At 54.8% G+C, this 24,663-nt stretch carries 18 protein-coding genes; 11 read left to right on the top strand and 7 right to left on the bottom strand.

Features of this window, described 5'->3' with window-relative positions; translation table 11 throughout:
- Positions 1-68: 68 nt before the first annotated feature.
- The 5 genes from mrcB to fhuB all read left to right on the top strand — a co-directional run bounded on the left by mrcB (position 69) and on the right by fhuB (position 8,863).
- Complete coding sequence (gene mrcB / locus HV477_RS09685; RefSeq protein WP_079898663.1) at positions 69-2,591, top strand: bifunctional glycosyl transferase/transpeptidase; 2,523 nt, start codon at positions 69-71, stop codon at positions 2,589-2,591.
- A 292-nt stretch (positions 2,592-2,883) separates the two neighbouring features.
- Positions 2,884-5,073, top strand: a complete 2,190-nt coding sequence (fhuA, locus tag HV477_RS09680; protein WP_000113226.1) for a ferrichrome porin FhuA — start codon at positions 2,884-2,886, stop codon at positions 5,071-5,073.
- Positions 5,074-5,121: 48 nt separating this feature from the next.
- On the top strand, positions 5,122-5,919 hold the full coding sequence (gene fhuC / locus HV477_RS09675) for a Fe3+-hydroxamate ABC transporter ATP-binding protein FhuC (RefSeq protein WP_023138974.1): 798 nt from the start codon (positions 5,122-5,124) through the stop codon (positions 5,917-5,919).
- Positions 5,919-6,809 carry a Fe(3+)-hydroxamate ABC transporter substrate-binding protein FhuD gene (gene fhuD / locus HV477_RS09670; protein WP_001208783.1) on the top strand — a complete coding sequence of 297 codons (891 nt, stop codon included), beginning with the start codon at positions 5,919-5,921 and terminating at the stop codon, positions 6,807-6,809. Before fhuC ends, fhuD begins: the two co-directional genes overlap by 1 nt.
- Positions 6,810-6,823: 14 nt before the next feature.
- The gene (gene fhuB, locus HV477_RS09665; protein WP_114063936.1) at positions 6,824-8,863 is read left to right on the top strand and encodes a Fe(3+)-hydroxamate ABC transporter permease FhuB; all 2,040 of its coding nucleotides are present in this window, start codon (positions 6,824-6,826) and stop codon (positions 8,861-8,863) included.
- Positions 8,864-8,953: 90 nt separating this feature from the next.
- Here fhuB and hemL read toward each other — a convergent pair whose 3' ends face one another.
- Positions 8,954-10,234 carry a glutamate-1-semialdehyde 2,1-aminomutase gene (hemL, locus tag HV477_RS09660; protein WP_000045249.1) on the bottom strand — a complete coding sequence of 427 codons (1,281 nt, stop codon included), beginning with the start codon at positions 10,232-10,234 and terminating at the stop codon, positions 8,954-8,956.
- A gap of 169 nt (positions 10,235-10,403) precedes the next feature.
- Here hemL and clcA point away from each other — a divergent pair, with 169 nt between their 5' ends.
- Together clcA and erpA are read left to right on the top strand one after the other, a co-directional pair.
- Complete coding sequence (clcA, locus tag HV477_RS09655) at positions 10,404-11,825, top strand: H(+)/Cl(-) exchange transporter ClcA (RefSeq protein ID WP_079898660.1); 1,422 nt, start codon at positions 10,404-10,406, stop codon at positions 11,823-11,825.
- Between the two features lie 81 nt (positions 11,826-11,906).
- A complete protein-coding gene (gene erpA / locus HV477_RS09650; protein WP_001278668.1) occupies positions 11,907-12,251 on the top strand; it encodes an iron-sulfur cluster insertion protein ErpA in 345 nt (114 codons plus the stop codon).
- 100 nt (positions 12,252-12,351) lie between these two features.
- On the opposite strand, the gene HV477_RS09645 is transcribed toward erpA, so the two are convergent.
- From HV477_RS09645 to mtnN, 3 genes are read right to left on the bottom strand one after another with little or no spacing between them, the layout of a single operon-like run.
- Complete coding sequence (locus HV477_RS09645) at positions 12,352-12,975, bottom strand: TRIC cation channel family protein (RefSeq protein ID WP_000964234.1); 624 nt, start codon at positions 12,973-12,975, stop codon at positions 12,352-12,354.
- Positions 12,976-13,011: 36 nt separating this feature from the next.
- Positions 13,012-13,812: a vitamin B12 ABC transporter substrate-binding protein BtuF gene (btuF, locus tag HV477_RS09640; RefSeq protein ID WP_023226776.1), complete on the bottom strand. Its 801-nt coding sequence runs from the start codon at positions 13,810-13,812 to the stop codon at positions 13,012-13,014.
- Positions 13,805-14,503 carry a 5'-methylthioadenosine/S-adenosylhomocysteine nucleosidase gene (gene mtnN / locus HV477_RS09635; RefSeq protein WP_000689821.1) on the bottom strand — a complete coding sequence of 233 codons (699 nt, stop codon included), beginning with the start codon at positions 14,501-14,503 and terminating at the stop codon, positions 13,805-13,807. Before mtnN ends, btuF begins: the two co-directional genes overlap by 8 nt.
- Before the next feature lie 84 nt (positions 14,504-14,587).
- Here mtnN and dgt point away from each other — a divergent pair, with 84 nt between their 5' ends.
- From dgt to cdaR, 3 genes are all read left to right on the top strand, one after another.
- Positions 14,588-16,105: a dGTPase gene (gene dgt / locus HV477_RS09630; RefSeq protein WP_000146450.1), complete on the top strand. Its 1,518-nt coding sequence runs from the start codon at positions 14,588-14,590 to the stop codon at positions 16,103-16,105.
- Positions 16,106-16,234: 129 nt separating this feature from the next.
- Complete coding sequence (gene degP, locus HV477_RS09625; protein WP_000753959.1) at positions 16,235-17,662, top strand: serine endoprotease DegP; 1,428 nt, start codon at positions 16,235-16,237, stop codon at positions 17,660-17,662.
- A 152-nt stretch (positions 17,663-17,814) separates the two neighbouring features.
- On the top strand, positions 17,815-18,972 hold the full coding sequence (gene cdaR, locus HV477_RS09620; RefSeq protein WP_000929420.1) for a DNA-binding transcriptional regulator CdaR: 1,158 nt from the start codon (positions 17,815-17,817) through the stop codon (positions 18,970-18,972).
- Positions 18,973-19,060: 88 nt separating this feature from the next.
- Here the strand turns inward: cdaR and HV477_RS09615 are convergent, their stop codons facing one another.
- Positions 19,061-19,447 carry a DUF3461 family protein gene (locus tag HV477_RS09615; protein ID WP_000272193.1) on the bottom strand — a complete coding sequence of 129 codons (387 nt, stop codon included), beginning with the start codon at positions 19,445-19,447 and terminating at the stop codon, positions 19,061-19,063.
- A gap of 246 nt (positions 19,448-19,693) precedes the next feature.
- On the opposite strand from HV477_RS09615, the gene HV477_RS09610 reads away from it, so the two are divergent.
- Complete coding sequence (locus tag HV477_RS09610) at positions 19,694-20,995, top strand: MFS transporter (protein WP_079898658.1); 1,302 nt, start codon at positions 19,694-19,696, stop codon at positions 20,993-20,995.
- Between the two features lie 36 nt (positions 20,996-21,031).
- On the opposite strand, the gene dapD is transcribed toward HV477_RS09610, so the two are convergent.
- Together dapD and glnD are read right to left on the bottom strand one after the other, a co-directional pair.
- On the bottom strand, positions 21,032-21,856 hold the full coding sequence (dapD, locus tag HV477_RS09605) for a 2,3,4,5-tetrahydropyridine-2,6-dicarboxylate N-succinyltransferase (protein ID WP_001186673.1): 825 nt from the start codon (positions 21,854-21,856) through the stop codon (positions 21,032-21,034).
- A gap of 29 nt (positions 21,857-21,885) precedes the next feature.
- Entirely contained in the window at positions 21,886-24,558 is a 2,673-nt protein-coding gene (gene glnD, locus HV477_RS09600) for a bifunctional uridylyltransferase/uridylyl-removing protein GlnD (RefSeq protein WP_001094520.1), read from the bottom strand.
- Positions 24,559-24,663: the final 105 nt, after the last annotated feature.

Below are 24,663 nucleotides of genomic sequence, written 5' to 3'. Positions count from 1 at the left end.
CTTCTTCTGTCGTCTGGCGGAAGAATAGAGAATCGGGCCTTTGCGCCTGTATGTTGCGGAGAAAAAGCATGGCGGGGAATGACCGCGAGCCGATTGGACGTAAGGGGAAACCGTCACGTCCTGTGAAACAAAAGGTGAGCCGTCGTCGGCAGTATGACGACGATTATGATGATGACTATGAGGATGAAGAACCGATGCCGCGTAAAGGTAAGGGCAAAGGGCGTAAGCCTCGTGGCAAGCGCGGCTGGCTGTGGCTATTGCTAAAACTGTTTATCGTTTTTGTGGTGCTGTTCGCCATTTACGGCGTCTATCTGGATCAAAAAATCCGCAGCCGTATCGATGGCAAGGTCTGGCAGCTTCCGGCGGCGGTATATGGCCGGATGGTGAACCTTGAGCCAGACATGCCTGTCAGCAAAAACGAGATGGTAAAATTGCTGGAAGCGACGCAGTATCGTCTGGTGACGAAGATGACCCGTCCCGGCGAATTTACCGTGCAGGCCAATAGCATTGAGATGATCCGTCGTCCGTTTGACTTCCCGGACAGCAAAGAAGGGCAGGTGCGCGCGCGGCTGACGTTCAGTGACGGGCGTCTGGAAACCATCGTCAATCTGGATAACAACCGCCAGTTTGGCTTCTTCCGCCTCGATCCGCGGCTTATCACCATGCTTTCTTCGCCAAATGGCGAGCAGCGTTTATTCGTCCCGCGCAGCGGTTTCCCGGATCTGCTGGTCGATACGCTGTTGGCGACGGAAGACCGTCATTTCTATGAGCATGATGGCATTAGTCTTTACTCTATCGGGCGTGCGGTGCTGGCCAACCTGACGGCGGGACGCACGGTGCAGGGGGCCAGTACGCTGACCCAGCAGCTGGTGAAGAACCTGTTCCTCTCCAGCGAAAGATCATACTGGCGTAAAGCGAATGAAGCCTACATGGCGCTGATCATGGATGCCCGTTACAGTAAAGATCGTATTCTTGAGCTGTACATGAACGAGGTCTACCTCGGTCAAAGCGGGGATAATGAAATTCGCGGTTTTCCGCTGGCGAGCCTGTATTACTTTGGTCGTCCGGTAGAGGAACTGAGCCTCGATCAGCAGGCGTTACTGGTGGGGATGGTAAAAGGGGCGTCGATTTATAACCCGTGGCGTAACCCGAAACTGGCGCTGGAGCGTCGTAACCTGGTGTTACGCCTGTTACAGCAGCAGAAAATCATCGATCAGGAACTCTATGACATGCTGAGCGCGCGTCCGCTTGGCGTACAGCCGCGCGGCGGCGTTATTTCACCGCAGCCAGCGTTTATGCAGATGGTTCGTCAGGAACTGCAGGCGAAGCTGGGGGATAAAATTAAAGATCTCTCCGGCGTGAAGATCTTCACCACCTTTGACTCCGTGGCGCAGGATGCCGCAGAAAAAGCCGTTGTCGAAGGCATTCCGGCGTTGAAGAAGCAGCGTAAATTGAGCGATCTGGAAACTGCGATGGTGGTAGTGGATCGCTTTAGCGGCGAGGTACGCGCGATGGTTGGCGGGGCGGAGCCGCAGTATGCCGGCTATAACCGTGCCATGCAGGCGCGCCGTTCCATCGGGTCGCTGGCGAAACCGGCGACCTATCTGACCGCGTTAAGTCAGCCGAACTTATACCGTCTGAACACCTGGATTGCCGATGCGCCGATTTCTCTGCGCCAGCCGAATGGTCAGGTCTGGTCGCCGCAGAACGACGATCGTCGCTACAGCGAAAGCGGGAAAGTGATGCTGGTGGATGCGTTAACTCGTTCAATGAACGTACCGACGGTCAATCTGGGGATGGCGCTAGGTTTACCGGCGGTAACCGATACCTGGACGAAGCTCGGCGTGCCGAAAGATCAGCTCAATCCGGTTCCGGCGATGCTGTTAGGGGCGCTGAACCTGACGCCGATCGAAGTGGCGCAAGCGTTCCAGACTATCGCCAGCGGCGGAAATCGCGCGCCGTTATCAGCGCTGCGTTCGGTTATTGCGGAAGATGGTAAGGTGCTGTATCAAAGTTATCCGCAAGCTGAACGCGCTGTACCGGCACAGGCGGCTTACCTGACGCTCTGGACAATGCAGCAGGTCGTCCAGCGTGGTACGGGGCGTCAGCTTGGCGCGAAATATCCGGGTCTGCATCTGGCGGGTAAAACCGGGACGACAAACAACAATGTCGATACCTGGTTTGCCGGTATCGACGGCAGCCAGGTGACTATCACCTGGGTAGGCCGTGATAACAACCAGCCGACGAAATTGTACGGCGCCAGCGGCGCGATGGCGATTTACCAGCGCTATCTGGCGAACCAGACGCCGACGCCTTTAGTTCTGACGCCGCCGGAAGATGTGGTGGATATGGGCGTTGATTACGACGGTAATTTTGTCTGTAGCGGCGGTATGCGCACTCTGCCGGTCTGGACGGACGATCCAAATACGCTGTGCCAGCAGGGCGAGATGATGCAGCAACAGCAGCAGCCGTCAGGCAATCCGTTCGATCAGTCGTCTCAGCCGCAGCAGCCTGCGCAGCAACAGCCGCCGAAAGAAGAGAAGAGCGACGGCGTTGCCGGCTGGATTAAGGAGATGTTTGGCGGCAATTAATCACGGTAATATTGCCGGGTGGCGCTGTGCTTACCCGGTCTACACCGTTACGACTCCAGTATGTGCGACGTAGGCCGAATAAGACGCTTACGTCGCCATCCGGCAAATCCCCTATAAATAACATTTCAGTCTAATTTATTAACCCTTCCTTTTCATCTGGTTATTTCTTAACCCCTTAGTTTTCGTAGGGCCGCGTATCGCTTGCCATTGCGACGATATTTCGCCTATCATGCTGCGGTTATAATAATAATTATCGTTTACGTTATCATTCACTTTCATCAGAGATATACCAATGGCGCGTCTTAAAACTGCTCAGCCAAACTCCTCACTGCGTAAAATCGCAGTTGTAGTAGCCACAGCGGTTAGCGGCATGTCTGTCTATGCACAGGCGGCGGTTCAACCGAAAGAAGAAACCATTACCGTAACCGCAGCGCCTGCGCCGCAGGAAAGTGCCTGGGGACCGGCTCCGACCATCGCCGCGAAGCGTTCCGCCACTACCACCAAAACTGATACACCTATCGAAAAAACGCCACAGTCGGTTTCGGTGGTCACTAACGAAGAGATGCAGATGCATCAATTCCAGTCAGTAAAAGAAGCGTTGGGTTACACGCCGGGCGTAACGGTAAGCAGTCGCGGCGCTTCCAATACCTATGACTTCGTGATTATCCGTGGCTTCTCTTCCGTCGGCCTGAGCCAGAATAACTATCTGGATGGCCTGAAATTGCAGGGTAACTTCTACAACGATGCGGTTATTGATCCCTACATGCTTGAGCGTGTTGAGTTGATGCGTGGCCCAACGTCCGTTCTCTACGGTAAGAGCAACCCGGGCGGTATCATTTCGATGGTTAGCAAGCGGCCGACTACTGAGCCGCTGAAAGAAATTCAATTCAAAATGGGGACGGACAATTTGTTCCAGACCGGTTTTGATTTTAGTGATTCCCTGGATGACAACGGTGAGTTCTCATATCGTCTGACGGGGCTGGCGCGTTCGACAAATGAGCAGCAAAAGAGTTCTGAGTCGCAGCGCTATGCGATTGCGCCCTCTTTTACCTGGCGTCCTGATGAGAAAACGAATTTTACGTTCCTTTCTTATTTCCAGAACGAACCAGAGACCGGCTACTACGGCTGGTTGCCGAAAGAGGGAACGGTTGAACCGTTACCGAATGGTAAACGCTTGCCGACAGATTTCAATGAAGGGGCGTCAAACAACACCTATTCTCGTAACGAGAAAATGGTGGGATACAGTTTCGAGCATGGCTTCAACGACACTTTTACCGTGCGCCAGAATTTACGTTTTGTCGAAATGAAAACCGCGCAAAAAAGCGTCTATGGCACGGGGATTGCGGCGGACGGCCATACGCTTAACCGCGGTACTATCGTTGACAACGAGCGTTTACAGAATTTCAGCGTAGATACACAACTGGAAAGTAAATTCGCGACCGGCGATATTGATCATACGTTGCTGACGGGTGTCGATTTCATGCGTATGCGTAATGATATTAACGCGACGTTTGGTAGCGCGCCGTCAATCGATCTCTATAACAATTACCATCCTGAATACTTTGCTTTCGGCGGCGCTGAGCCGTACCAGATGAACGAAAGTAAACAAACAGGCCTCTATGTTCAGGATCAGGCGGAATGGAATAAGTGGGTATTTACTCTCGGCGGCCGCTATGACTGGTCTAAACAAGCGACAACGGTGCGTCAGAATTCCACTACGCCGACAGAAGGATATATTGAACGTAATGACCACCAGTTCACCTGGCGCGGTGGCGTAAACTACGTATTCGATAATGGAATTTCACCTTACTTCAGCTATAGCCAATCTTTCGAGCCAAGCGCCTTCGATTTGTGGAGCACCCCACGCGTTTCTTACAAGCCGTCAAAAGGCGAGCAATATGAAGCAGGGGTGAAATATGTACCGAAAGACATGCCGGTTGTTGTTACGGGTGCCGTTTATCAGCTGACCAAAACCAATAACTTGACCGCCGATCCAACCAACCCATTAGCGCAGGTGCCGGCAGGCGAAATTCGTGCGCGAGGTGTAGAGCTGGAAGCCAAAGCAGCATTGACGGCTAACATCAATATGACGGCGTCTTACACTTATACTGATGCTGAATACACGAAAGACACTAATCTGAAAGGGAATACGCCAGAGCAGGTGCCTGAACACATGGCGTCGTTGTGGGGCGATTACACCTTCAACGACGGTCCGTTGTCAGGTTTAACCCTGGGAACAGGCGGTCGTTTTATTGGTTCCAGTTACGGCGATCCGGCCAATAGCTTCAAGGTAGGCAGCGCAGCGGTGATGGATGCGGTCGTCAAGTACGATCTGGCGCGTTTTGGTATGGCGGGCTCCAGCATTGCGGTTAACGTTAATAATCTGCTCGACCGCGAATACGTCGCCAGCTGCTTCCAGACCTACGGCTGTTTCTGGGGCGCAGAACGTCAGGTCGTTGCAACGGCAACCTTCCGTTTCTAATTTCTTTTTGGGCACGGCTTGCCGTGCCCGTTTTACAAGTTGGCTGCGATGCAGGAAAACCACATTCATTCCGATACCACCTTTGCGCTGCGAAGCGTCGCCTTTCGTGTGCCGGGCCGCACGCTTTTACACCCCCTCTCGTTAACGTTTCCCGCAGGTCGCGTCACCGGACTTATCGGCCATAATGGTTCCGGTAAATCCACGCTGTTAAAAATGCTGGGCCGCCATCAGCCGCCTTCCGAAGGGGATATTCTGCTCGACAATCAGCCGCTGGCGAGCTGGAGCAGCAAGGCGTTTGCCCGCAAAGTTGCCTATCTGCCTCAACAATTGCCGCAAGCGGAAGGAATGACGGTGCGCGAACTGGTGGCGATTGGCCGCTATCCGTGGCACGGCGCGCTGGGACGCTTTGGCGTCGCGGACCGGGAAAAAGTAGAAGAGGCGATTACGCTGGTCGGCTTAAAACCGCTGGCGCATCGTCTGGTAGACAGCCTTTCCGGCGGCGAGCGCCAGCGCGCGTGGATTGCCATGCTGGTCGCGCAGGACAGCCGTTGTCTGCTGCTGGATGAGCCGACGTCAGCGCTGGATATCGCCCATCAGGTGGACGTGCTGGCGCTGGTGCATCGCTTAAGCCAGCAGCGCGGGCTGACGGTGGTTGCGGTGCTGCACGATATCAACATGGCGGCCCGCTACTGTGATTATTTAGTCGCGCTACGCGGCGGTGAAATGATTGCGCAAGGAACGCCTGCGGAACTGATGCGCAGTGACACGCTGGAGAAGATTTACGGTATCCCGATGGGTATCCTTCCGCATCCGGCGGGCGCGGCACCTGTGAGTTTTGTGTATTAATGCGTGAGTTATATCCTCTTACTCGCCGCCGTTTATTAACGGCGATGGCGCTCTCGCCGCTGCTGTGGCAAATGAATACGGCGCAGGCTGCCGCTATCGATCCCCGCCGGATTGTGGCGCTGGAGTGGCTGCCGGTTGAGCTGCTGCTGGCGCTCGGTATTACGCCTTATGGCGTGGCGGACGTGCCAAATTATAAGCTGTGGGTTAGCGAACCGCCGTTGCCGGATTCGGTGATTGATGTGGGTCTTCGCACTGAACCCAATCTCGAACTGCTGACGGAGATGAAGCCGTCGTTTATGGTCTGGTCGGCAGGTTACGGACCCTCGCCGGAGAAACTAGCACGGATCGCGCCGGGGCGCGGGTTCGATTTTAGCGACGGCAAAAAGCCGCTGGCGGTAGCCCGACGCTCGCTGGTTGAACTGGCGCAGACGCTGAATCTGGAAGCTGCGGCAGAAAAACATCTGGCGCAATACGATCGCTTCATCGCCAGCCAGAAGCCACGTTTTATCCGCCGCGGGGGACGTCCGTTACTGATGACGACGCTTATCGATCCGCGGCATATGCTGGTGCTCGGCCCGAATTGCCTGTTCCAGGAGGTGCTGGACGAGTATGGCATTGTCAATGCCTGGCAGGGTGAAACCAACTTTTGGGGCAGTACGGCGGTCAGCATCGATCGGCTGGCGATGTATAAAGAAGCGGATGTAATCTGCTTCGATCACGGGAATAACACCGATATGAACGCGCTGATGGCAACGCCGCTGTGGCAGGCCATGCCGTTTGTCCGCGCCGGGCGTTTTCATCGGGTGCCCGCCGTTTGGTTCTATGGCGCGACCCTCTCCACGATGCATTTTGTCCGCATCCTGAATAACGTGTTGGGAGGCAAAGCGTGAGCAGAAAACGTGAAATACCGGATGGCGGCGCGAAAAACGCCTTAACCGACCTACGGTTCGGGCGCTTTGTAGGCCGGATAAGGCGAAGCCGCCATCCGGCGTTGCTGTTATTGGCGCTGTTGGTTGCCGCCTGCTGGCTGACATGGGTTAACTTCTCCGTTGCGCTACCGCGCAGTCAGTGGCAACAGGCTATCTGGTCACCGGATATCGACATCATTGAGCAGATGATTTTTCATTACAGCCTGCTGCCAAGACTGGCGATTTCGCTGCTGGTGGGCGCGGGGCTTGGGCTGGTAGGCGTCCTGTTCCAGCAAGTATTGCGTAACCCGCTGGCGGAACCGACCACGCTGGGCGTGGCGACCGGCGCGCAATTGGGGATCACGGTGACTACGCTATGGGCGATTCCCGGCGCGCTGGCGACGCAGTTTGCCGCCCTGGCGGGAGCCTGTATCGTCGGCGCGCTGGTGTTTGGCGTGGCGTGGGGCAAACGCCTGTCGCCAGTGACCCTGATCCTCGCCGGGCTGGTGGTCAGCCTCTATTGTGGCGCAATCAACCAGTTACTGGTGATTTTCCACCACGATCAGTTGCAAAGCATGTTTTTATGGAGCACCGGAACGCTAACGCAAACCGACTGGAGCGGCGTGCAGCGTCTGTGGCCGCAGTTGCTGGGCGGCGTGATGCTCACGTTATTGTTGTTACGTCCGATGACGCTGATGGGGCTGGATGACGGCGTTGCGCGTAATCTGGGTCTGGCGCTGTCGTTAGCGCGTCTGGCGGCGCTGTCGCTGGCGATTGTGTTGAGCGCGCTGCTGGTCAACGCGGTGGGCATTATCGGTTTTATCGGCCTGTTTGCGCCGCTGCTGGCGAAAATGCTTGGCGCAAGACGTCTGCTGGCGCGCCTGATGCTGGCGCCGCTCATTGGGGCGCTTATTTTGTGGCTATCCGATCAGATTATCCTTTGGCTAACCCGCGTATGGATGGAAGTTTCCACCGGGTCAGTGACGGCGTTAATCGGCGCGCCGCTGCTCCTGTGGCTGCTGCCGCGGCTTAAAAGCATGAGCGTGCCGGATATGAACGCCAGCGATCGTGTGGCGGCGGAGCGTCGACATGTCCTCACTTTTGCCGTTGCCGGTGGCGCGCTCCTGCTGCTGGCAACATGGGTCGCGCTCTCTTTTGGTCGCGACGCGCACGGCTGGACGTGGGCGAGCGGAACGCTGCTTGAAGAACTGATGCCGTGGCGTTGGCCGCGGATACTGGCGGCGTTAATGGCGGGCGTCATGCTGGCGGTGGCGGGCTGCATTATTCAGCGTCTGACCGGTAATCCAATGGCCAGCCCGGAAGTGCTGGGGATCAGTTCCGGAGCCGCGTTTGGCGTGGTGTTGATGCTGTTTTTGGTGCCGGGGAATGCCTTCGGTTGGCTACTGCCTGCCGGAAGCCTGGGCGCGGCGGCGACACTGCTGATTATTATGATAGCCGCCGGGCGCGGCGGTTTCTCGCCGCAACGGATGTTGCTGGCGGGGATGGCGCTCAGCACTGCGTTTACCATGCTGCTAATGATGCTCCAGGCGAGCGGCGATCCGCGGATGGCGGATGTGTTGACCTGGATCTCAGGATCTACCTATAACGCCACTGGCGGGCAGGTTACGCGAACCGCGATCGTGATGGTAATTTTGCTGGCAATTGTGCCGTTGTGTCGCCGCTGGTTAACGATTTTGCCTCTGGGCGGCGATGCTGCGCGCGCGGTGGGCATGGCGCTTACGCCGTCGCGTATCGCGCTGCTGGCGCTGGCGGCTTGTTTGACGGCAACTGCGACGATGACCATTGGGCCGCTGAGTTTCGTTGGACTGATGGCGCCGCATATTGCGCGGATGCTCGGTTTTCGCCGGACGATGCCGCATATGGTCATCTCAGCGCTCGCAGGGGGCGTTCTACTGGTCTTTGCCGACTGGTGCGGCAGGATGGCGCTATTTCCGTATCAGATCCCGGCGGGACTGCTTTCAAGCTTTATTGGCGCGCCGTACTTTATCTATTTGCTACGTAAACAGAGCCGCTGAGTTTGCCGGATGGCGGCATAAATGCCTTATCCGGCCTGCGGTGTAGAATGTAGGCCGGGTAAGCGTAAGCGTCACCCGGCAATTCATCCTTTACAATTTCGCAAACACCCGACGCGCGGCGTCAATGGTATTATTAATGTCGTCCATGCTGTGTGCGACCGACATAAAACCCGCCTCAAACGCCGATGGCGCCAGATACACGCCTTCCTCCAGCATCAGGTGGAAGAAACGCTTAAAGCGTTCCACGTCGCACGCCATCACGTCCTGATAGCAAGTTACGCTCTCAGCGTCGGTGAAGAAAATCCCGAACATGCCGCCGACATGGTTAACCACCAGCGGAATATTCGCTTCTTCGGCAGCTTCCAGCAAACCTTCCGCCAGGCGGGTGGTGAGCTCATCCAGCGTTTCATGAATGCCGGGCTGGGCGACTTCATTCAGGCAGGCGAAACCGGCCGCCATCGCAATCGGGTTGCCGGAAAGGGTGCCCGCCTGGTAAACCGGGCCCGTCGGCGCCAGCGCATCCATTACATCGCGACGACCGCCAAACGCGCCTACCGGCATCCCGCCGCCGATGATTTTACCCAGACAGGTCAGGTCAGGCACGACGCCGTAGTAATCCTGGGCTCCGGCCAGCGCTACGCGAAAACCGGTCATCACTTCGTCGATAATCAGCAGCGCGCCGAACTCATCGCACAAGGCGCGCAGGCCCGGCAGGAATTCCGGCAGCGGCGGGACGCAGTTCATATTGCCCGCCACGGGTTCGACGATGATACAGGCGATTTCCTGCGGATATTGTTCAAACGCCGCGCGCACTGACGCCAGATCGTTATAAGTGCAGGTCAGCGTATGTTTCGCGAAATCCGCCGGCACGCCCGGCGAGTTCGGCTGACCGAGCGTCAGCGCGCCAGAACCGGCTTTGACCAGCAGACAGTCTGCGTGGCCGTGGTAGCAGCCTTCGAATTTGATAATCTTATCGCGGCCAGTAAAACCACGCGCCAGGCGAATCGCGCTCATCGTCGCTTCGGTGCCGGAGTTCACCATGCGCACCATGTCCATGGTCGGCACCAGGTTGGTCACCAGTTCCGCCATTTTTACTTCCATTTCGGTTGGCGCGCCGAAGCTTAAACCGCGCTCCGCAGCTTCGATCACCGCATTGCGGATAGCCGGATGGTTATGCCCCAGTACCATTGGCCCCCAGGAACCGACATAGTCGATATATGCTTTGCCATCGACATCGTACAGATACGCGCCGTCCGCTTTTTCGATAAACAGCGGGGTGCCGCCCACGCCAGTGAAGGCGCGAACAGGGGAGTTCACGCCGCCGGGGATCAGCTCGCGGGCCGCGCTATAGAGATTTTCAGACTTACTCATGGAAAGATTCCTGGTTCGTAGAAAAAGTGAATACCCGCTATTCTAAGTTATTCAGAGAAGGTTATGAAAGTTTTACGCATTTGAAACAATACGATTTGCAGGGGATTTTCACGGCGTTGGCGAGTAGAATGCCGACTTTAGATTTGTATTACCAATTAATGATCTTCTGATGAAAACAGACACTTCCACCTTTTTAGCTCAGCAAATTGTGCGCTTACGGCGCAGAGATCAGATTCGCCGGTTAATGCAGCGGGATAAAACGCCGCTGGCCATTCTGTTCATGGCGGCCGTTGTCGGCACGCTTACCGGACTGGTTGGCGTCGCCTTTGAAAAGACGGTTTCCTGGGTACAAAACATGCGCATTGGCACGCTGGTTCAGGTCGCGGACCATGCGTTTTTGCTTTGGCCGCTGGCCTTTATCCTTTCGGCGTTACTGGCGATGGTCGGCTATTTTTTGGTGCGAAAATTTGCGCCGGAAGCCGGCGGCTCGGGTATCCCGGAAATTGAAGGCGCGCTGGAGGAGTTACGTCCGGTGCGCTGGTGGCGCGTGTTGCCGGTGAAGTTTATCGGCGGGATGGGAACGTTGGGCGCAGGAATGGTATTAGGGCGCGAAGGGCCAACGGTGCAAATCGGGGGCAACCTTGGGCGCATGGTGCTGGATGTTTTTCGTATGCGCAGCGCCGAAGCGCGGCATACGTTGCTGGCGACCGGCGCGGCGGCGGGGCTCTCTGCGGCGTTTAACGCGCCGCTGGCGGGTATCCTGTTTATTATTGAAGAGATGCGCCCGCAGTTTCGCTACAACCTGATTTCGATTAAAGCGGTGTTTACCGGCGTCATCATGTCGAGCATTGTGTTCCGCATATTTAACGGCGAAGCGCCGATTATTGAAGTCGGCAAACTGTCTGATGCGCCGGTTAACACGCTGTGGTTATACCTTATCCTCGGCATTATTTTTGGCTGCGTCGGGCCGGTATTTAATTCGTTGGTGCTGCGTACCCAGGATATGTTTCAGCGCTTTCATGGCGGCGAAATTAAAAAATGGGTGCTTATGGGCGGCGCGATCGGCGGCCTGTGCGGTATTCTGGGGTTGATTGAGCCGGCCGCGGCAGGCGGCGGATTTAACCTTATTCCTATCGCCGCGGCAGGTAATTTTAGCGTCGGGCTACTGCTGTTCATCTTTATTACCCGGGTTGTCACGACGCTGCTTTGCTTTTCTTCCGGCGCGCCGGGGGGCATTTTCGCCCCGATGCTGGCGCTGGGAACGCTGCTTGGTACGGCCTTCGGTATGGCGGCGGCAGTGCTTTTCCCGCAGTATCACCTGGAGGCCGGTACCTTTGCGATTGCCGGGATGGGGGCGCTGATGGCGGCGTCGGTGCGCGCCCCGTTGACAGGGATTGTGCTGGTGCTGGAGATGACCGATAACTACCAGCTCATTTTGCCAATGATTATCACCTGTCTTGGCGCGACACTATTAGCCCAGTTTTTGGGCGGGAAACCGTTATACTCAACCATCCTGGCGCGCACTCTGGCGAAGCAGGATGCGGAACAGGCGGCGAAAAGCCAGAATGCGCCTGCGGGCGAGAATACTTGAACGAATTACCAGGGTATTAGATAATGACTGCCAATATTGGGTGAAAATTTATCCAATTACCGATGTCGTTTGGAGCAAAATATGAGTGATGACGTAGCGCTGCCGCTGCAGTTTACCGACGCAGCAGCGAATAAAGTAAAAAGTCTTATCGCTGACGAAGATAACCCGAATCTGAAACTGCGCGTGTATATCACCGGCGGTGGTTGCAGCGGCTTCCAGTATGGTTTTACCTTTGACGATCAGGTTAACGAAGGGGATATGACCATCGAAAAACAGGGCGTTGGCCTGGTGGTTGACCCGATGAGTTTGCAGTATCTGGTGGGTGGTTCGGTAGATTATACCGAAGGTCTGGAAGGTTCCCGCTTCATTGTAACCAACCCGAATGCGAAAAGTACCTGCGGGTGTGGCTCTTCCTTCAGCATTTGATCGCTGTTCGTTGTGCCGGATGGCGACGCGAGCGTCTTATCCGGCCTACAGGAAAGATGTTCCAGGCCCGATAAGCGTAGCGCCATCGGGCAAAACAATATCAACGTCCGTTTTCATCCAGGGCAAACGTCGGCAATTTCAAATGCCAGCGAATGGCCGCCAGCCGAATAAACAGCGTGACGACCATGCCCATCATGCTGGCGCTTTCCAGCGGTACTGAAAACGTATAAAACGCGGTGGCGTGAACAATCCCGCCGATAATACAGGCCGTGGCATAGATTTCGGTGCGTAGGATCATGGGGATCTCGCGTGCCAGAACATCGCGAATAATCCCGCCGCCGACGCCGGTAATCACGCCCATACAGACGGCCACTAATGGCCCCGTTTCAGCGAGGAAGGCTTTATTCACCCCAATGCCGACAAACACCGCCAGCCCGACCGCATCCAGTACCGGCAACATCCATTTCGGCAGACGTCTTGGCTGGCGAACCAGCAGGATGGTCAGCATACTGGTGACCATGGCGACGACCAGGTCGGTAGGATCTTTAACCCAGAATACGGGGCCGTTATCCAGCGCCATATCGCGGATTGTCCCGCCGCCAACGGCAGTAACGACGCCGAGCACCAGGACGCCGAACGGGTCCATACGTAATTTCCCGGCCAGCAACACGCCAGAGATAGCAAATACAGCCGTGCCTACAATATCCAGCCAATAGACGAGCATTGTCGAATCCCCACTGGGAGCCTGGTAAGACAGGCTCTAATTCACCTGTGAAAGCGCATTACAGAGTTGTTTTGCGGCGAGGATAATACGCGGGCTTGCGCGTTCAAACCAGTCGCTGTTAAGCGGAATAACCGGAATTTTTAACAGGTTTCCCCAGTATTGTTCAATTTTGAGAATTTCGCCCGCTTTTCCGGCCACGATAATGGCCTGGGGATGCCTTGCCAGCACCTGCTCACGGCTGACTTGCGGCCACGGCACGCGGCTGTCAGCAAAGACGTTTTCTCCGCCGCAGGTCGTCAAAACCTGATGTTGAATAGACCCTTTACCACTGGTAAACAGAGGATTCATGCCAAACTGAAGAAAGACGCGCTTTTTAGCTTTACCGGCATACTCGACTTTGAGCGCGGCGTACTCTTTTAGCAATGTCTGCGCTGCCTGCTGAGCCTTTTCCGGCTGCGGGCTCCAGGCGGCCAGTTGGCGGAGCGCGTCGGCGATCTGTTCGATGGTTACCGCGTCCACCCACATGACCTTAATACCTAATGACGTCAGTTGGTTTACCTGGCGTTCCGCATTACCGCCGCGCCAGGCGACGACCAGATCCGGCTTCAGCGCCACAATGCGCTCCAGATTCATTCCCTGCCAGGTAGAGACCTGTTCTATTTTTTGCGCTTCGGGCGGGTAGTCGGAATAGCTGCTGACGCCAACGGGCGTAATCCCGGCGGCAAAAGCAAGCTCCGTATTGGCGGGAGAGAGGGTAATGACGCGCGGCGCAGCGTAAAGCCACACCGGGAGCGTAAGCAGCAGGGCGCCCAGCGCCCTGAACATTTGCTTAGCCATGCGCCAGTTTCTGTACCAGCGTTTCGACCATCAGAGTCGACTGTTTCGCCGCCACCGCGAGGAATTCGTCAAAGCTGAGGTGCGATTGCTGATCGGCCACGTCAGAGATAGCGCGTACCACCACGAACGGCACGTTGAAGTTATGGCAGACGTGGGCGATAGCGGTGGCTTCCATCTCTACGGCGACCGCGTCGGGGAAGTTATGCCGGATTTTCGCTAGTCCGACGGAACCGTTAATAAACGCGTCGCCGCTAACAATAAGGCCGCGTACCGCGTTCAGATTCAGCTCCCTGATGCAGGATTCCGCGGCGGCGATCAGCTTATCATCGGCCTTAAATCCGGCCGGACAGCCCGGTAATTGCCCGTATTCATAGCCGAAAGCGGTCACATCAGCGTCGTGGTAACGTGCTTCGTCAGAGACGACGATATCGCCGACCTTCAGCGTGGACGCCAGACCGCCTGCGGAACCGGTATTGATGATCACGTCCGGCTTGCAGTGCTCCAGAAGCAACGTTGCGCCCAGCGCCGCCGCGACTTTACCGATACCGGATTTCAGCAACGCCACTTCGGTGCCGTTCAACTGGCCAGTGTAAATTTCGCAGCCGCCCAGCGTAATCGTCTGACGGTTGTCAATTTTGTCACGCAGCAGCGTAACTTCTTCTTCCATTGCGCCAATGATGCCGATTTTCATAGATTTACTCGCGATAAGTCAGTTTTGGGGGCATAGTTTATCATGCGCTTATGGGGAAGCGCATTTCTCAGGCGGGGAGAGGATATGGCATCGATCGATTTCCGAAATAAAATTAACTGGCATCGTCGTTATCGTTCACCGCAGGGCGTAAAGACGGAACATGAGATCCTGCGGATTTTTGAAAGCGATCGCGGGCGGATTATCAACTCTCCGGCTATACGCCGTTTGCAGCAAAAAACGCAGGTTTTCCCGCTGGAGCGCAATGCCGCGGTGCGTACTCGTCTGACGCATTCGATGGAGGTGCAGCAGGTGGGGCGTTATATCGCGAAAGAGATTTTAAGCCGCCTGAAAGAGCAAAACCGGCTGGAGGAGTACGGTCTGGATGCGCTGACCGGTCCCTTTGAAAGTATTGTAGAAATGGCCTGCCTGATGCACGACATCGGTAATCCGCCGTTCGGTCATTTTGGCGAAGCGGCGATCAATGACTGGTTTCGTCAGCGGCTGCATCCGGAAGATGCGGAAAGCCAGCCGCTCACGCATGATCGCTGTGTGGTTTCCTCGCTACGGTTACAGGAAGGCGAAGAAAATCTGAACGATATTCGCCGCAAAGTACGTCAGGATATCTGCCATTTTGAAGGCAATGCACAGGGAATTCGTCTGGTGCATACGCTCATGCGGATGAATCTTACCTGGGCGCAGGTTGGCGGAATTTTAAAATATACCCGTCCGGCATGGTGGCGAGGGCCGGTGCCGGATTCCCATCGCTATTTAATGAAGAAACCGGGCTATTATCTTTCTGAAGAGAAGTATATTGCGAGGTTACGTAAAGAACTGCAGTTAGCGCCTTACAGTCGCTTTCCATTAACGTGGATTATGGAAGCCGCAGATGATATTTCTTATTGTGTCGCCGATCTTGAAGACGCGGTAGAGAAAAGAATCTTTAGCGTTGAGCAGCTTTATCACCATTTATATCACGCGTGGGGCCACCATGAGAAGGATTCGCTGTTTGAGCTGGTGGTAGGAAATGCGTGGGAAAAATCACGCGCCAATACATTAAGCCGCAGTACCGAAGATCAGTTTTTTATGTATTTACGGGTAAATACATTAAATAAACTGGTGCCCTATGCCGCTCAGCGTTTTATTGATAATTTGCCGCAGATTTTTGCCGGTACCTTCAATCAGGCGTTACTGGAAGATGCCAGCGGTTTTAGCCGCCTGCTTGAACTCTATAAGAATGTGGCGGTTGAACATGTGTTTAGCCATCCGGATGTAGAACAGCTTGAACTACAGGGATACCGGGTGATCAGCGGGTTATTAGATATCTATCAGCCGCTATTAAGCCTGTCGCTTAACGACTTTCGCGAGTTGGTGGAAAAAGAACGGTTGAAACGCTTCCCCATAGAATCGCGCTTATTTCAGAAACTTTCTACGCGCCATCGTTTGGCCTACGTGGAAGTCGTCAGTAAATTACCCACGGATTCGGCGGAGTACCCGGTACTGGAATATTATTATCGCTGTCGGTTGATTCAGGATTATATCAGCGGGATGACTGACCTTTACGCATGGGATGAATATCGGCGTTTGATGGCGGTCGAACAGTAAATGGACTTTTGTAAAGATGGACAATAAATTTTTACTTTTTCCAGAAACTTTATTCCGGAACTTCGCGTTATAAAATGAATCTGACGTACACAGCAATTTTGCGTTACCTGTTAATCGAGATTGAAACACATGAAAAAAACCACATTAGCAATGAGTGCACTGGCTCTGAGTTTAGGTTTGGCATTGTCGCCTCTGTCTGCCACGGCGGCTGAAACGTCCTCTTCAGCAATGACTGCCCAGCAGATGCCAAGCCTGGCACCGATGCTCGAAAAAGTGATGCCATCGGTGGTCAGTATTAATGTAGAAGGTAGCACCACGGTGAATACGCCGCGTATGCCGCGTAATTTCCAGCAGTTCTTTGGCGATGACTCCCCGTTCTGCCAGGACGGTTCTCCGTTCCAGAATTCTCCGTTCTGCCAGGGCGGCGGTAACGGCGGCAACGGCGGTCAACAACAGAAATTCATGGCGCTGGGCTCCGGCGTAATTATTGACGCCGCGAAGGGCTACGTCGTCACCAACAACCACGTGGTTGATAACGCCAGCGTGATTAAAGTACAGCTTAGCGATGGGCGTAAATTCGATGCTAAAGTGGTGGGCAAAGATCCGCGTTCTGATATCGCGCTGATTCAAATTCAGAATCCGAAGAACCTGACGGCGATTAAGCTGGCGGACTCCGACGCGCTGCGCGTGGGGGATTATACCGTCGCTATTGGTAACCCGTTTGGTCTGGGCGAAACGGTGACGTCAGGTATCGTTTCGGCGCTGGGGCGTAGCGGCCTGAACGTAGAAAATTACGAGAACTTTATTCAGACCGACGCCGCGATTAACCGTGGTAACTCCGGCGGCGCGCTGGTGAACCTGAACGGTGAGCTGATCGGTATTAACACCGCGATTCTGGCGCCGGACGGCGGCAACATCGGTATCGGCTTCGCTATCCCCAGTAACATGGTGAAAAACCTGACGTCGCAGATGGTGGAATACGGCCAGGTGAAACGCGGCGAACTGGGGATCATGGGGACTGAGCTGAGCTCTGAGCTGGCGAAAGCGATGAAAGTCGACGCCCAGCGTGGCGCGTTCGTCAGCCAGGTGATGCCGAATTCGTCCGCAGCGAAAGCGGGTATCAAAGCCGGGGATGTCATTACCTCGCTGAACGGTAAACCGATCAGCAGCTTTGCGGCGCTGCGCGCTCAGGTCGGCACTATGCCGGTCGGCAGCAAAATCAGCCTCGGTCTGCTGCGTGAAGGTAAAGCGATTACGGTTAATCTGGAATTGCAGCAGAGCAGCCAGAGTCAGGTTGATTCCAGCACCATCTTCAGCGGGATTGAAGGCGCTGAAATGAGCAATAAAGGCCAGGATAAAGGCGTTGTGGTGAGCAGCGTGAAAGCGAATTCACCCGCCGCGCAAATTGGCCTCAAAAAAGGTGATGTGATTATCGGCGCTAACCAGCAGCCGGTGAAAAATATCGCCGAGCTGCGTAAGATTCTTGACAGCAAGCCGTCGGTGCTGGCGCTGAATATTCAGCGTGGTGATAGTTCTATTTATTTGCTGATGCAGTAATCACCTTTGTCCCCCTTCCGCCATGGAAGGGGGCAACACTTTTCTGTGAAACCCCCCACAACTCCATACTTATTTGCACCGTTTTGTGCATTTGCACAATGTCGAGACCTGTCATCTTCCTTATGCTTGTGCTCTGCTCACAGGAGGGGTTTATGGCTGGCTGGCATCTTGATACCAAAATGGCGCAGGATATCGTGGCGCGCACTATGCGCATCATCGATACCAATATCAACGTAATGGATGCCCGCGGGCGCATTATCGGCAGCGGCGATCGGGAACGTATTGGTGAATTGCACGAAGGCGCGCTGTTAGTACTGTCGCAAGGCCGGGTTGTGGATATCGACGACGCCGTGGCGCGACACCTGCACGGGGTGCGTCAGGGGATTAATCTTCCCTTACGCCTTGAGGGCGAAATTGTCGGCGTGATCGGCCTCACCGGCGAACCAGAGCATCTGCGTAAATATGGTGAACTGGTGTGTATGACTGCCGAAATGATGCTGGAGCAGTCGCGGTTAATGCACCTTTTGGCGCAGGATAGCCGTTTGCGTGAAGAGCTGGTGATGAACCTGATTCAGGCCGAAGAAAATACGCCGGCGCTGGTGGAATGGGCACAGCGTTTGGGGATCGATTTGAACCAGCCGCGTGTGGCGGCGGTGGTGGAAGTCGACAGCGGCCAGCTTGGCGTCGATAGCGCAATGGCGGAACTTCAGCAGTTGCAGAATGCGCTTACCACGCCGGAGCGTAACAACCTGATAGCCATTGTTTCCCTTACCGAGATGGTGGTGCTCAAACCCGCCTTAAACTCGTTTGGTCGCTGGGATGCTGAAGATCATCGTAAGCGCGTAGAGCAGCTTATCTCGCGCATGAAAGAGAATGGTCAGCTACGTTTTCGCGTGGCGCTGGGTAATTACTTTACCGGGCCGGGCAGTATTGCACGCTCATACCGCACGGCGCGCACCACGATGATGGTCGGCAAACAGCGGATGCCAGAAAGCCGCAGCTATTTTTATCAGGATTTGATGCTGCCGGTTCTGTTAGATAGCCTGCGTGGCGGCTGGCAGGCCAATGAGCTGGCGCGCCCGCTGGTAAAACTCAAAGCGATGGATAACAACGGGTTATTACGTCGGACGCTGACGGCGTGGTTTCGCCATAATGTCCAGCCGCTGGCGACCTCTAAGGCGCTGTTTATTCATCGTAACACGCTGGAATATCGGCTAAATCGTATTTCGGAACTGACCGGGCTGGATTTGGGAAATTTTGACGATCGGCTGTTGCTGTATGTGGCGCTACAATTGGATGAACAGCGTTAAGCCCGGCGGCGCTTCGCTTACCAGGCCTACGGGGATATACCTGTAGGCCGGATAAGGCGTAACACGTCGCCATCCGGCAACACACAGCTTACTTACGGGTAAGCTTGTCCAGATCGGCTTCGATTTCACTGATCTTATTCGCGACGACGCTTTCCAGATGGCGCAAGTCGTCGAGGATCTTACGTTTGAGATCGAGTTCTGAGCGGTCGCGCTGGCAGATTTGGTCCAGCTCGTCAATCACATAGCGTAGGTTAGGGCTAATCTCCTGTACTTCTTTATAACCCTGACCGATGCCATCGGCCACCACCGTTTTACGCTGGCGTGGATACTTAAACTTCACGCTTTTAGCAAAGAATTCACCTCTATCCTTTTGAAAATAGATTTTCAGGATATCGTTATTGGCTTCTTGCCGCAGGCTGTAACGATCGATTTCCTCAGGATTGGTAATGCCCAGACTTTTTAGATTGTCATACATAGCGGTATCCTTCATCACACTATAACTTTTGAATAATTAACGAAAAATTGGTTTTTCGCCACCAATGTATACAAAAAAAGCGCGGTTGATCGCAGAAGACGTCTCGGCAACGTCATGAGCAAAAGGGCGGCGGTTATTGATAGCTTAAGTAATTCAACGCGATATTCCGTTTATAGAGAAAGCGTTTGAGGTCAGTGTGGGAAATTGACCGGAGGCAGTGGTCGATAACCTTGAGAGGCGGAATCTATGTCCGGAACGTATAATGCCACTATTCGCCGGGTGGTGATTTCCGCCTGGATAGGAAACTCCATTGAATATTATGATTTTCTATTATACGGCTTAGCAAGCGCGCTGGTATTTGGCCCGCTTTTTTTCCCTGGCGCCAGCCCATTGACTGCAACGTTATCTTCTTTTGCCAGTTTCGGCGTGGGATTTATTTCCCGACCGCTGGGCGCGCTATTTTTTGGCAACAGGGGGGATACGCTTGGGCGTAAAAACACGTTATTAATCACGTTAGGCGGGATGGGCGCGGTCACGTTTCTCATCGGTTGCCTGCCTTCTTACGCCAGTATCGGCGCGCTGGCGCCTGCTTTACTGGTTATTCTACGTTTTCTACAGGGATTTATGGTTGGAGGCGAATGGGGAGGCGCCATGTTGATGGTCGTGGAATATGCTGCTGGAAAGCACCGGGGGCGGTTAAGCGCGCTATCGCAAACAGGAGGACTCACGGGACAATTATTGGCGACAGGCGTATTTATAGTCGTGACCCAATTACCGCAGGAGGCGTTGTTATTGTGGGGATGGCGTATTCCTTTTCTGCTCAGTGCGCTTTTGGTGTTGCCGGGATTATATATGCGTCATCGTCTGGATGAGACGCCAGTCTTCCGTGCGTTTAAAAAGCAGCAGGCCATTAATCATATGCAGCAAAGGGATGAAAGGCCGGTGGTCAAAGTAGTACGAGAACAATGGCGCAGCATTTTGCTGATTATAATTCTGCGTTTTGCGGAAAGCGTTCCCTTTTTTCTTGCTACCGTCTTCGCGGTTTCCTGGGCGACAACGCAGTTTGGGATTGCCAGCCTGACTATTCTGTACATTGTAATGTTCACCTGTCTGCTGGCGTATCCCATGCACGTGCTATTTGGCATCATGTCGGATCGGCGTGGCTGCCGTCAGGTGTATATTTTCGGCGCGCTTTTTGTCGCGGCAATGGCTTTTCCCTTTTTCTGGCTGCTGGAAAGCCGTTCGCTCATACTGATGACAATGGGCTACGTTCTGCTTATTAACATTGGTCATAATTCACTGAATGCCGTGCAACCTTCTTTTTTCGCCGGACTGTTTCATCCGCCTGTACGCTACAGCGGTTCATCAATTGGCGCTCAGTTGGGGGCGGTTGTGGCAGGGGGATTCACGCCGTTTATCGCTAAAGCGTTAAGCGCAGTCTATGATAACAGTTGGACTTTGGTTGCCGGTTATGTCGTTTTGACTGCGCTGGCTTCGGCGTTTGCGGCAAAGATTGCGCCGGACACCGTGTTACCGCATTCGCCGTAATGCAAAGGGGGGCTGTCGCCCCCGCTTTTCACTCGCTTAATCAATAGTGCGCAATAATTCGTTAATGCCCACTTTACCACGCGTTTTGGCGTCGACTTTTTTCACGATCACCGCGCAGTACAAACTGTACTTGCCGTCTTTTGACGGCAGGTTGCCGGAAACGACCACGGAGCCCGCCGGTACGCGGCCATAGTGAACTTCACCGGTCTCGCGATCGTAGATTTTGGTGCTCTGGCCGAGGTATACCCCCATGGAAATGACGGAACCTTCTTCGACAATGACGCCTTCCACGACTTCAGAACGCGCGCCAATAAAGCAGTTGTCTTCAATGATGGTCGGGTTAGCCTGCAGCGGCTCCAGTACGCCGCCGATACCCACGCCGCCGGAAAGGTGAACATTTTTACCAATCTGCGCGCAGGAACCCACCGTCGCCCAGGTGTCAACCATGGTGCCTTCGTCAACGTAGGCGCCGATGTTAACGTAAGACGGCATCAGCACGGTGTTGCGGGCGATAAATGCGCCCTGACGAACGGCCGCAGGCGGAACGACGCGGAAGCCTTCTTTCTGAAAACGCGCTTCGTCGTAATCAGCGAATTTCATCGGGACTTTATCGAAGTAGCGGCTTTCCGCACCGTCGATAACCTGGTTATCGTTAATACGGAAAGAGAGCAGAACCGCTTTCTTCAACCACTGGTGAGTGACCCACTGACCGTCGATTTTTTCTGCGACACGCAGCGCGCCGGAATCAAGTAGAGAAATGACCTGGTTTACCGCCTCTCGGGTCACGGTATCTACATTAGCCGGCGTAATATCGGCGCGGCGCTCAAAAGCGGTCTCAATAACGTTCTGTAACTGCTGCATTGTTAAACTCTTTCATATAAATAAACACACTACCCTTTATCGTTTGGATTGAGGGCCGCTGTCAACCGTTGTTGCACCTCAAGTTGCAGCACATTATTAAGCGCGCGCCGATCCGCTGTGGCGATTATGAATAAATCTTCTACTCGTTCACCAATGGTTGTAATTCGGGCGCCATGAAGCGAAATTCCCAGATCGGCAAAAATTTGTCCGACCCTGGCCAGCAGACCAGGTTGATCGAGCGCGATCAATTCCATGAATGATTTTCTGTCGGTATGGGTGGGCAAAAAATTGACTTCCGTTTCGACCGTAAAGTGCCGTAACTTTGCCGGTTGCCGACGCGGCTGCGGCGGCTGCCAGCTACGCTGCGTAATGGTCTGTTCAAGACCGGTGCGAATGACTTCATGGCGATCCGCCGCCAGCGGGCTGCCGTCTGGTTCCAGAACGATAAACGTATCCATTGCCATGCCGTCGCGAGTGGTAAAGATCTGCGCGTCATGGACGCTTAAATTACGCCTGTCCAGCTCGGCGCAGACGGCGGCAAACAGATAGGGTCTGTCCGGACTCCAGATAAAAATTTCGGTTCCGCCGCGCGTGGCCTGCGGACTAAGCAACACTAACGGTTGGCGCAGATCGTGCTGCAATAAATGGCGTGCGTGCCAGGCGAGCTGATTTGGACTATGACGAACAAAATAGTTAGCGCGACAGCGGGTCCAGATTTTGTGCAGCGCGGCTTCATCAATATTGTCCATTCGCAGCAGCGCCAGCGCCTGAAGCTGATGGTGACGCACGCGCTCACGCATATCCGGCGTATTTTGCATTCCACGCCTGAGCTGTTTTTCAGTGGCGAAGTACAGCTCGCGCAGCAGGCTCTGTTTCCAGCTATTCCACAAGGTTTCGTTGGTCGCGCAGATGTCCGCGACGGTCAGGCAGACCAGAAAACGCAGCCGTGTTTCGGTTTGCACCTCTTCGGCAAACTGCTTGATGACTTCCGGATCCTGGATGTCGCGGCGCTGGGCGGTGACTGACATCAGCAGGTGTTGGCGCACCAGCCAGGCGACCAGTTGCGTTTCGCGTGAGTTCAAACCGTGCAGTTCGGCGAAGGTGAGTACATCCTGCGCGCCCAGTACGGAATGGTCGCCGCCGCGTCCTTTCGCAATATCGTGGAACAGCGCGGCGATCAGGATCAGTTCCGGATGGGGAAGCCGCGGCCAGAGATCGACGCATAGCGGATGGCGCTGGCGTGTCTCTTCTTTCGCAAAGCTCTCCAGTTTGAGCATTACGCGGATGGTGTGTTCATCCACCGTGTATGCGTGGAACAGGTCAAACTGCATTTGTCCGACGATGTGCGACCACTGCGGCATATAAGCCCACAGTACGCTGTGGCGATGCATGGGCAGCAGGCCGCGGCTGACCGCGCCGGGATGGCGTAGCATACTAAGAAACAGAGTGCGCGCCTCCGGGATGTAACACAGCGGTTGGCTCAGGTGGCGGCGGGCGTGGCGCAAGTGGCGTAATGTCGTAGAGTAAATGCCGGTGATCGCGCTATTGCGCACCATCATATAAAACATGCGCAGGATCGCTTGCGGTTCGCGGATAAACAGCGTGTCGTCACGCAGATCAATAAGCGTGCCGCGCAGTTGAAACTCATCGTCAACAGGACGTGGTTTTTCATCCGCAGGTAGCGCCAGAATCGCCTCGTCAAATAGCTGAAGCAGCATCTGATTAAGTTCGCTCACCCGACGCGTAACCCGGAAGTAGTCTTTCATCATCCGCTCAACCGGATCATTGCCCTCGCCGCTGTAGTTAAGGCGTTGAGCGACGCTTAACTGGCGGTCGAACAGCAGGCGGTTATCGTAGCGGCTGACCACCAGATGTAGCGCAAAGCGAATGCGCCACAGGATATGCAGGCATTCGTTGAGCTCCGCGCGCTCAGCCGGGGTTAAAAAGCCGAATCCCACCATCTCATCGAGCGAGGTAGCGCCGAAGTGACGTCGGGCGACCCACTGTAACGTATGGATATCGCGCAGGCCGCCGGGGCTGCTTTTAATATCCGGCTCCAGATTATAGCTGGTGCCGTGATAGCGCTGGTGGCGCTGGTTCTGCTCTTCTACTTTGGCGGCGTAAAATTTGTCGGACGGCCAAAAACCTTCGCTGAAAATATGTTTTTGTAGTGCCAGAAACAGAGCGACATCACCGATCAGCAGGCGCGTTTCGATGAGGTTTGTTGCAACGGTTAAATCAGACAGACCTTCCAGCAGACACTCTTCCAGCGTACGTACGCTATGCCCGACATCCAGCTTGACGTCCCATAATAAAGTCAGCAGCTCGCCGACCTTTTGCGCCTGTTCATCAGGCAGCTTTTTGCGGCTTAAAATGAGCAGATCAATATCGGAAAGCGGATGCAGTTCGCCGCGTCCATAGCCGCCGACGGCGACCAGCGCCAGATCGGCAATCTGACCGAAACCGGCCTCAATCCACAGGCGTTGCAATAACTGGTCGATAAATTCGGTTCGGGCTTCAATAAGCTGTTCAGCACAAATGCCGCTGTCAAATGCCTCTCCCAGCCAGTGTTGAAAGATGTCGATGCGGGCTTTGATACCGGCGACGGTCAGTTCAGCGCGCGGCCAGACGCCAGGGTTTTGCGGCTGGTCAGGGAGGGTGGGGAGTGCGGTATTCGCGTGCTGTTCAGGAAGAGTATTCATATGCGCCACCCATTAAAAAGCCGGATAATGGCGTGAACGCCTTATCCGGCCTACGTATTTACTCTTCATCCTTCAAGTTGCTTCTACGTTGGCTGCGCTCGTTCA

Origin of the sequence: Salmonella sp. SG203 (assembly GCF_013350575.1) — a bacterium.
Lineage (GTDB): Bacteria > Pseudomonadota > Gammaproteobacteria > Enterobacterales > Enterobacteriaceae > Salmonella > Salmonella enterica.
The sequence above is the reverse complement of the archived record's forward strand: the minus strand, read 5'-3'. Positions and strand labels throughout refer to the sequence as shown.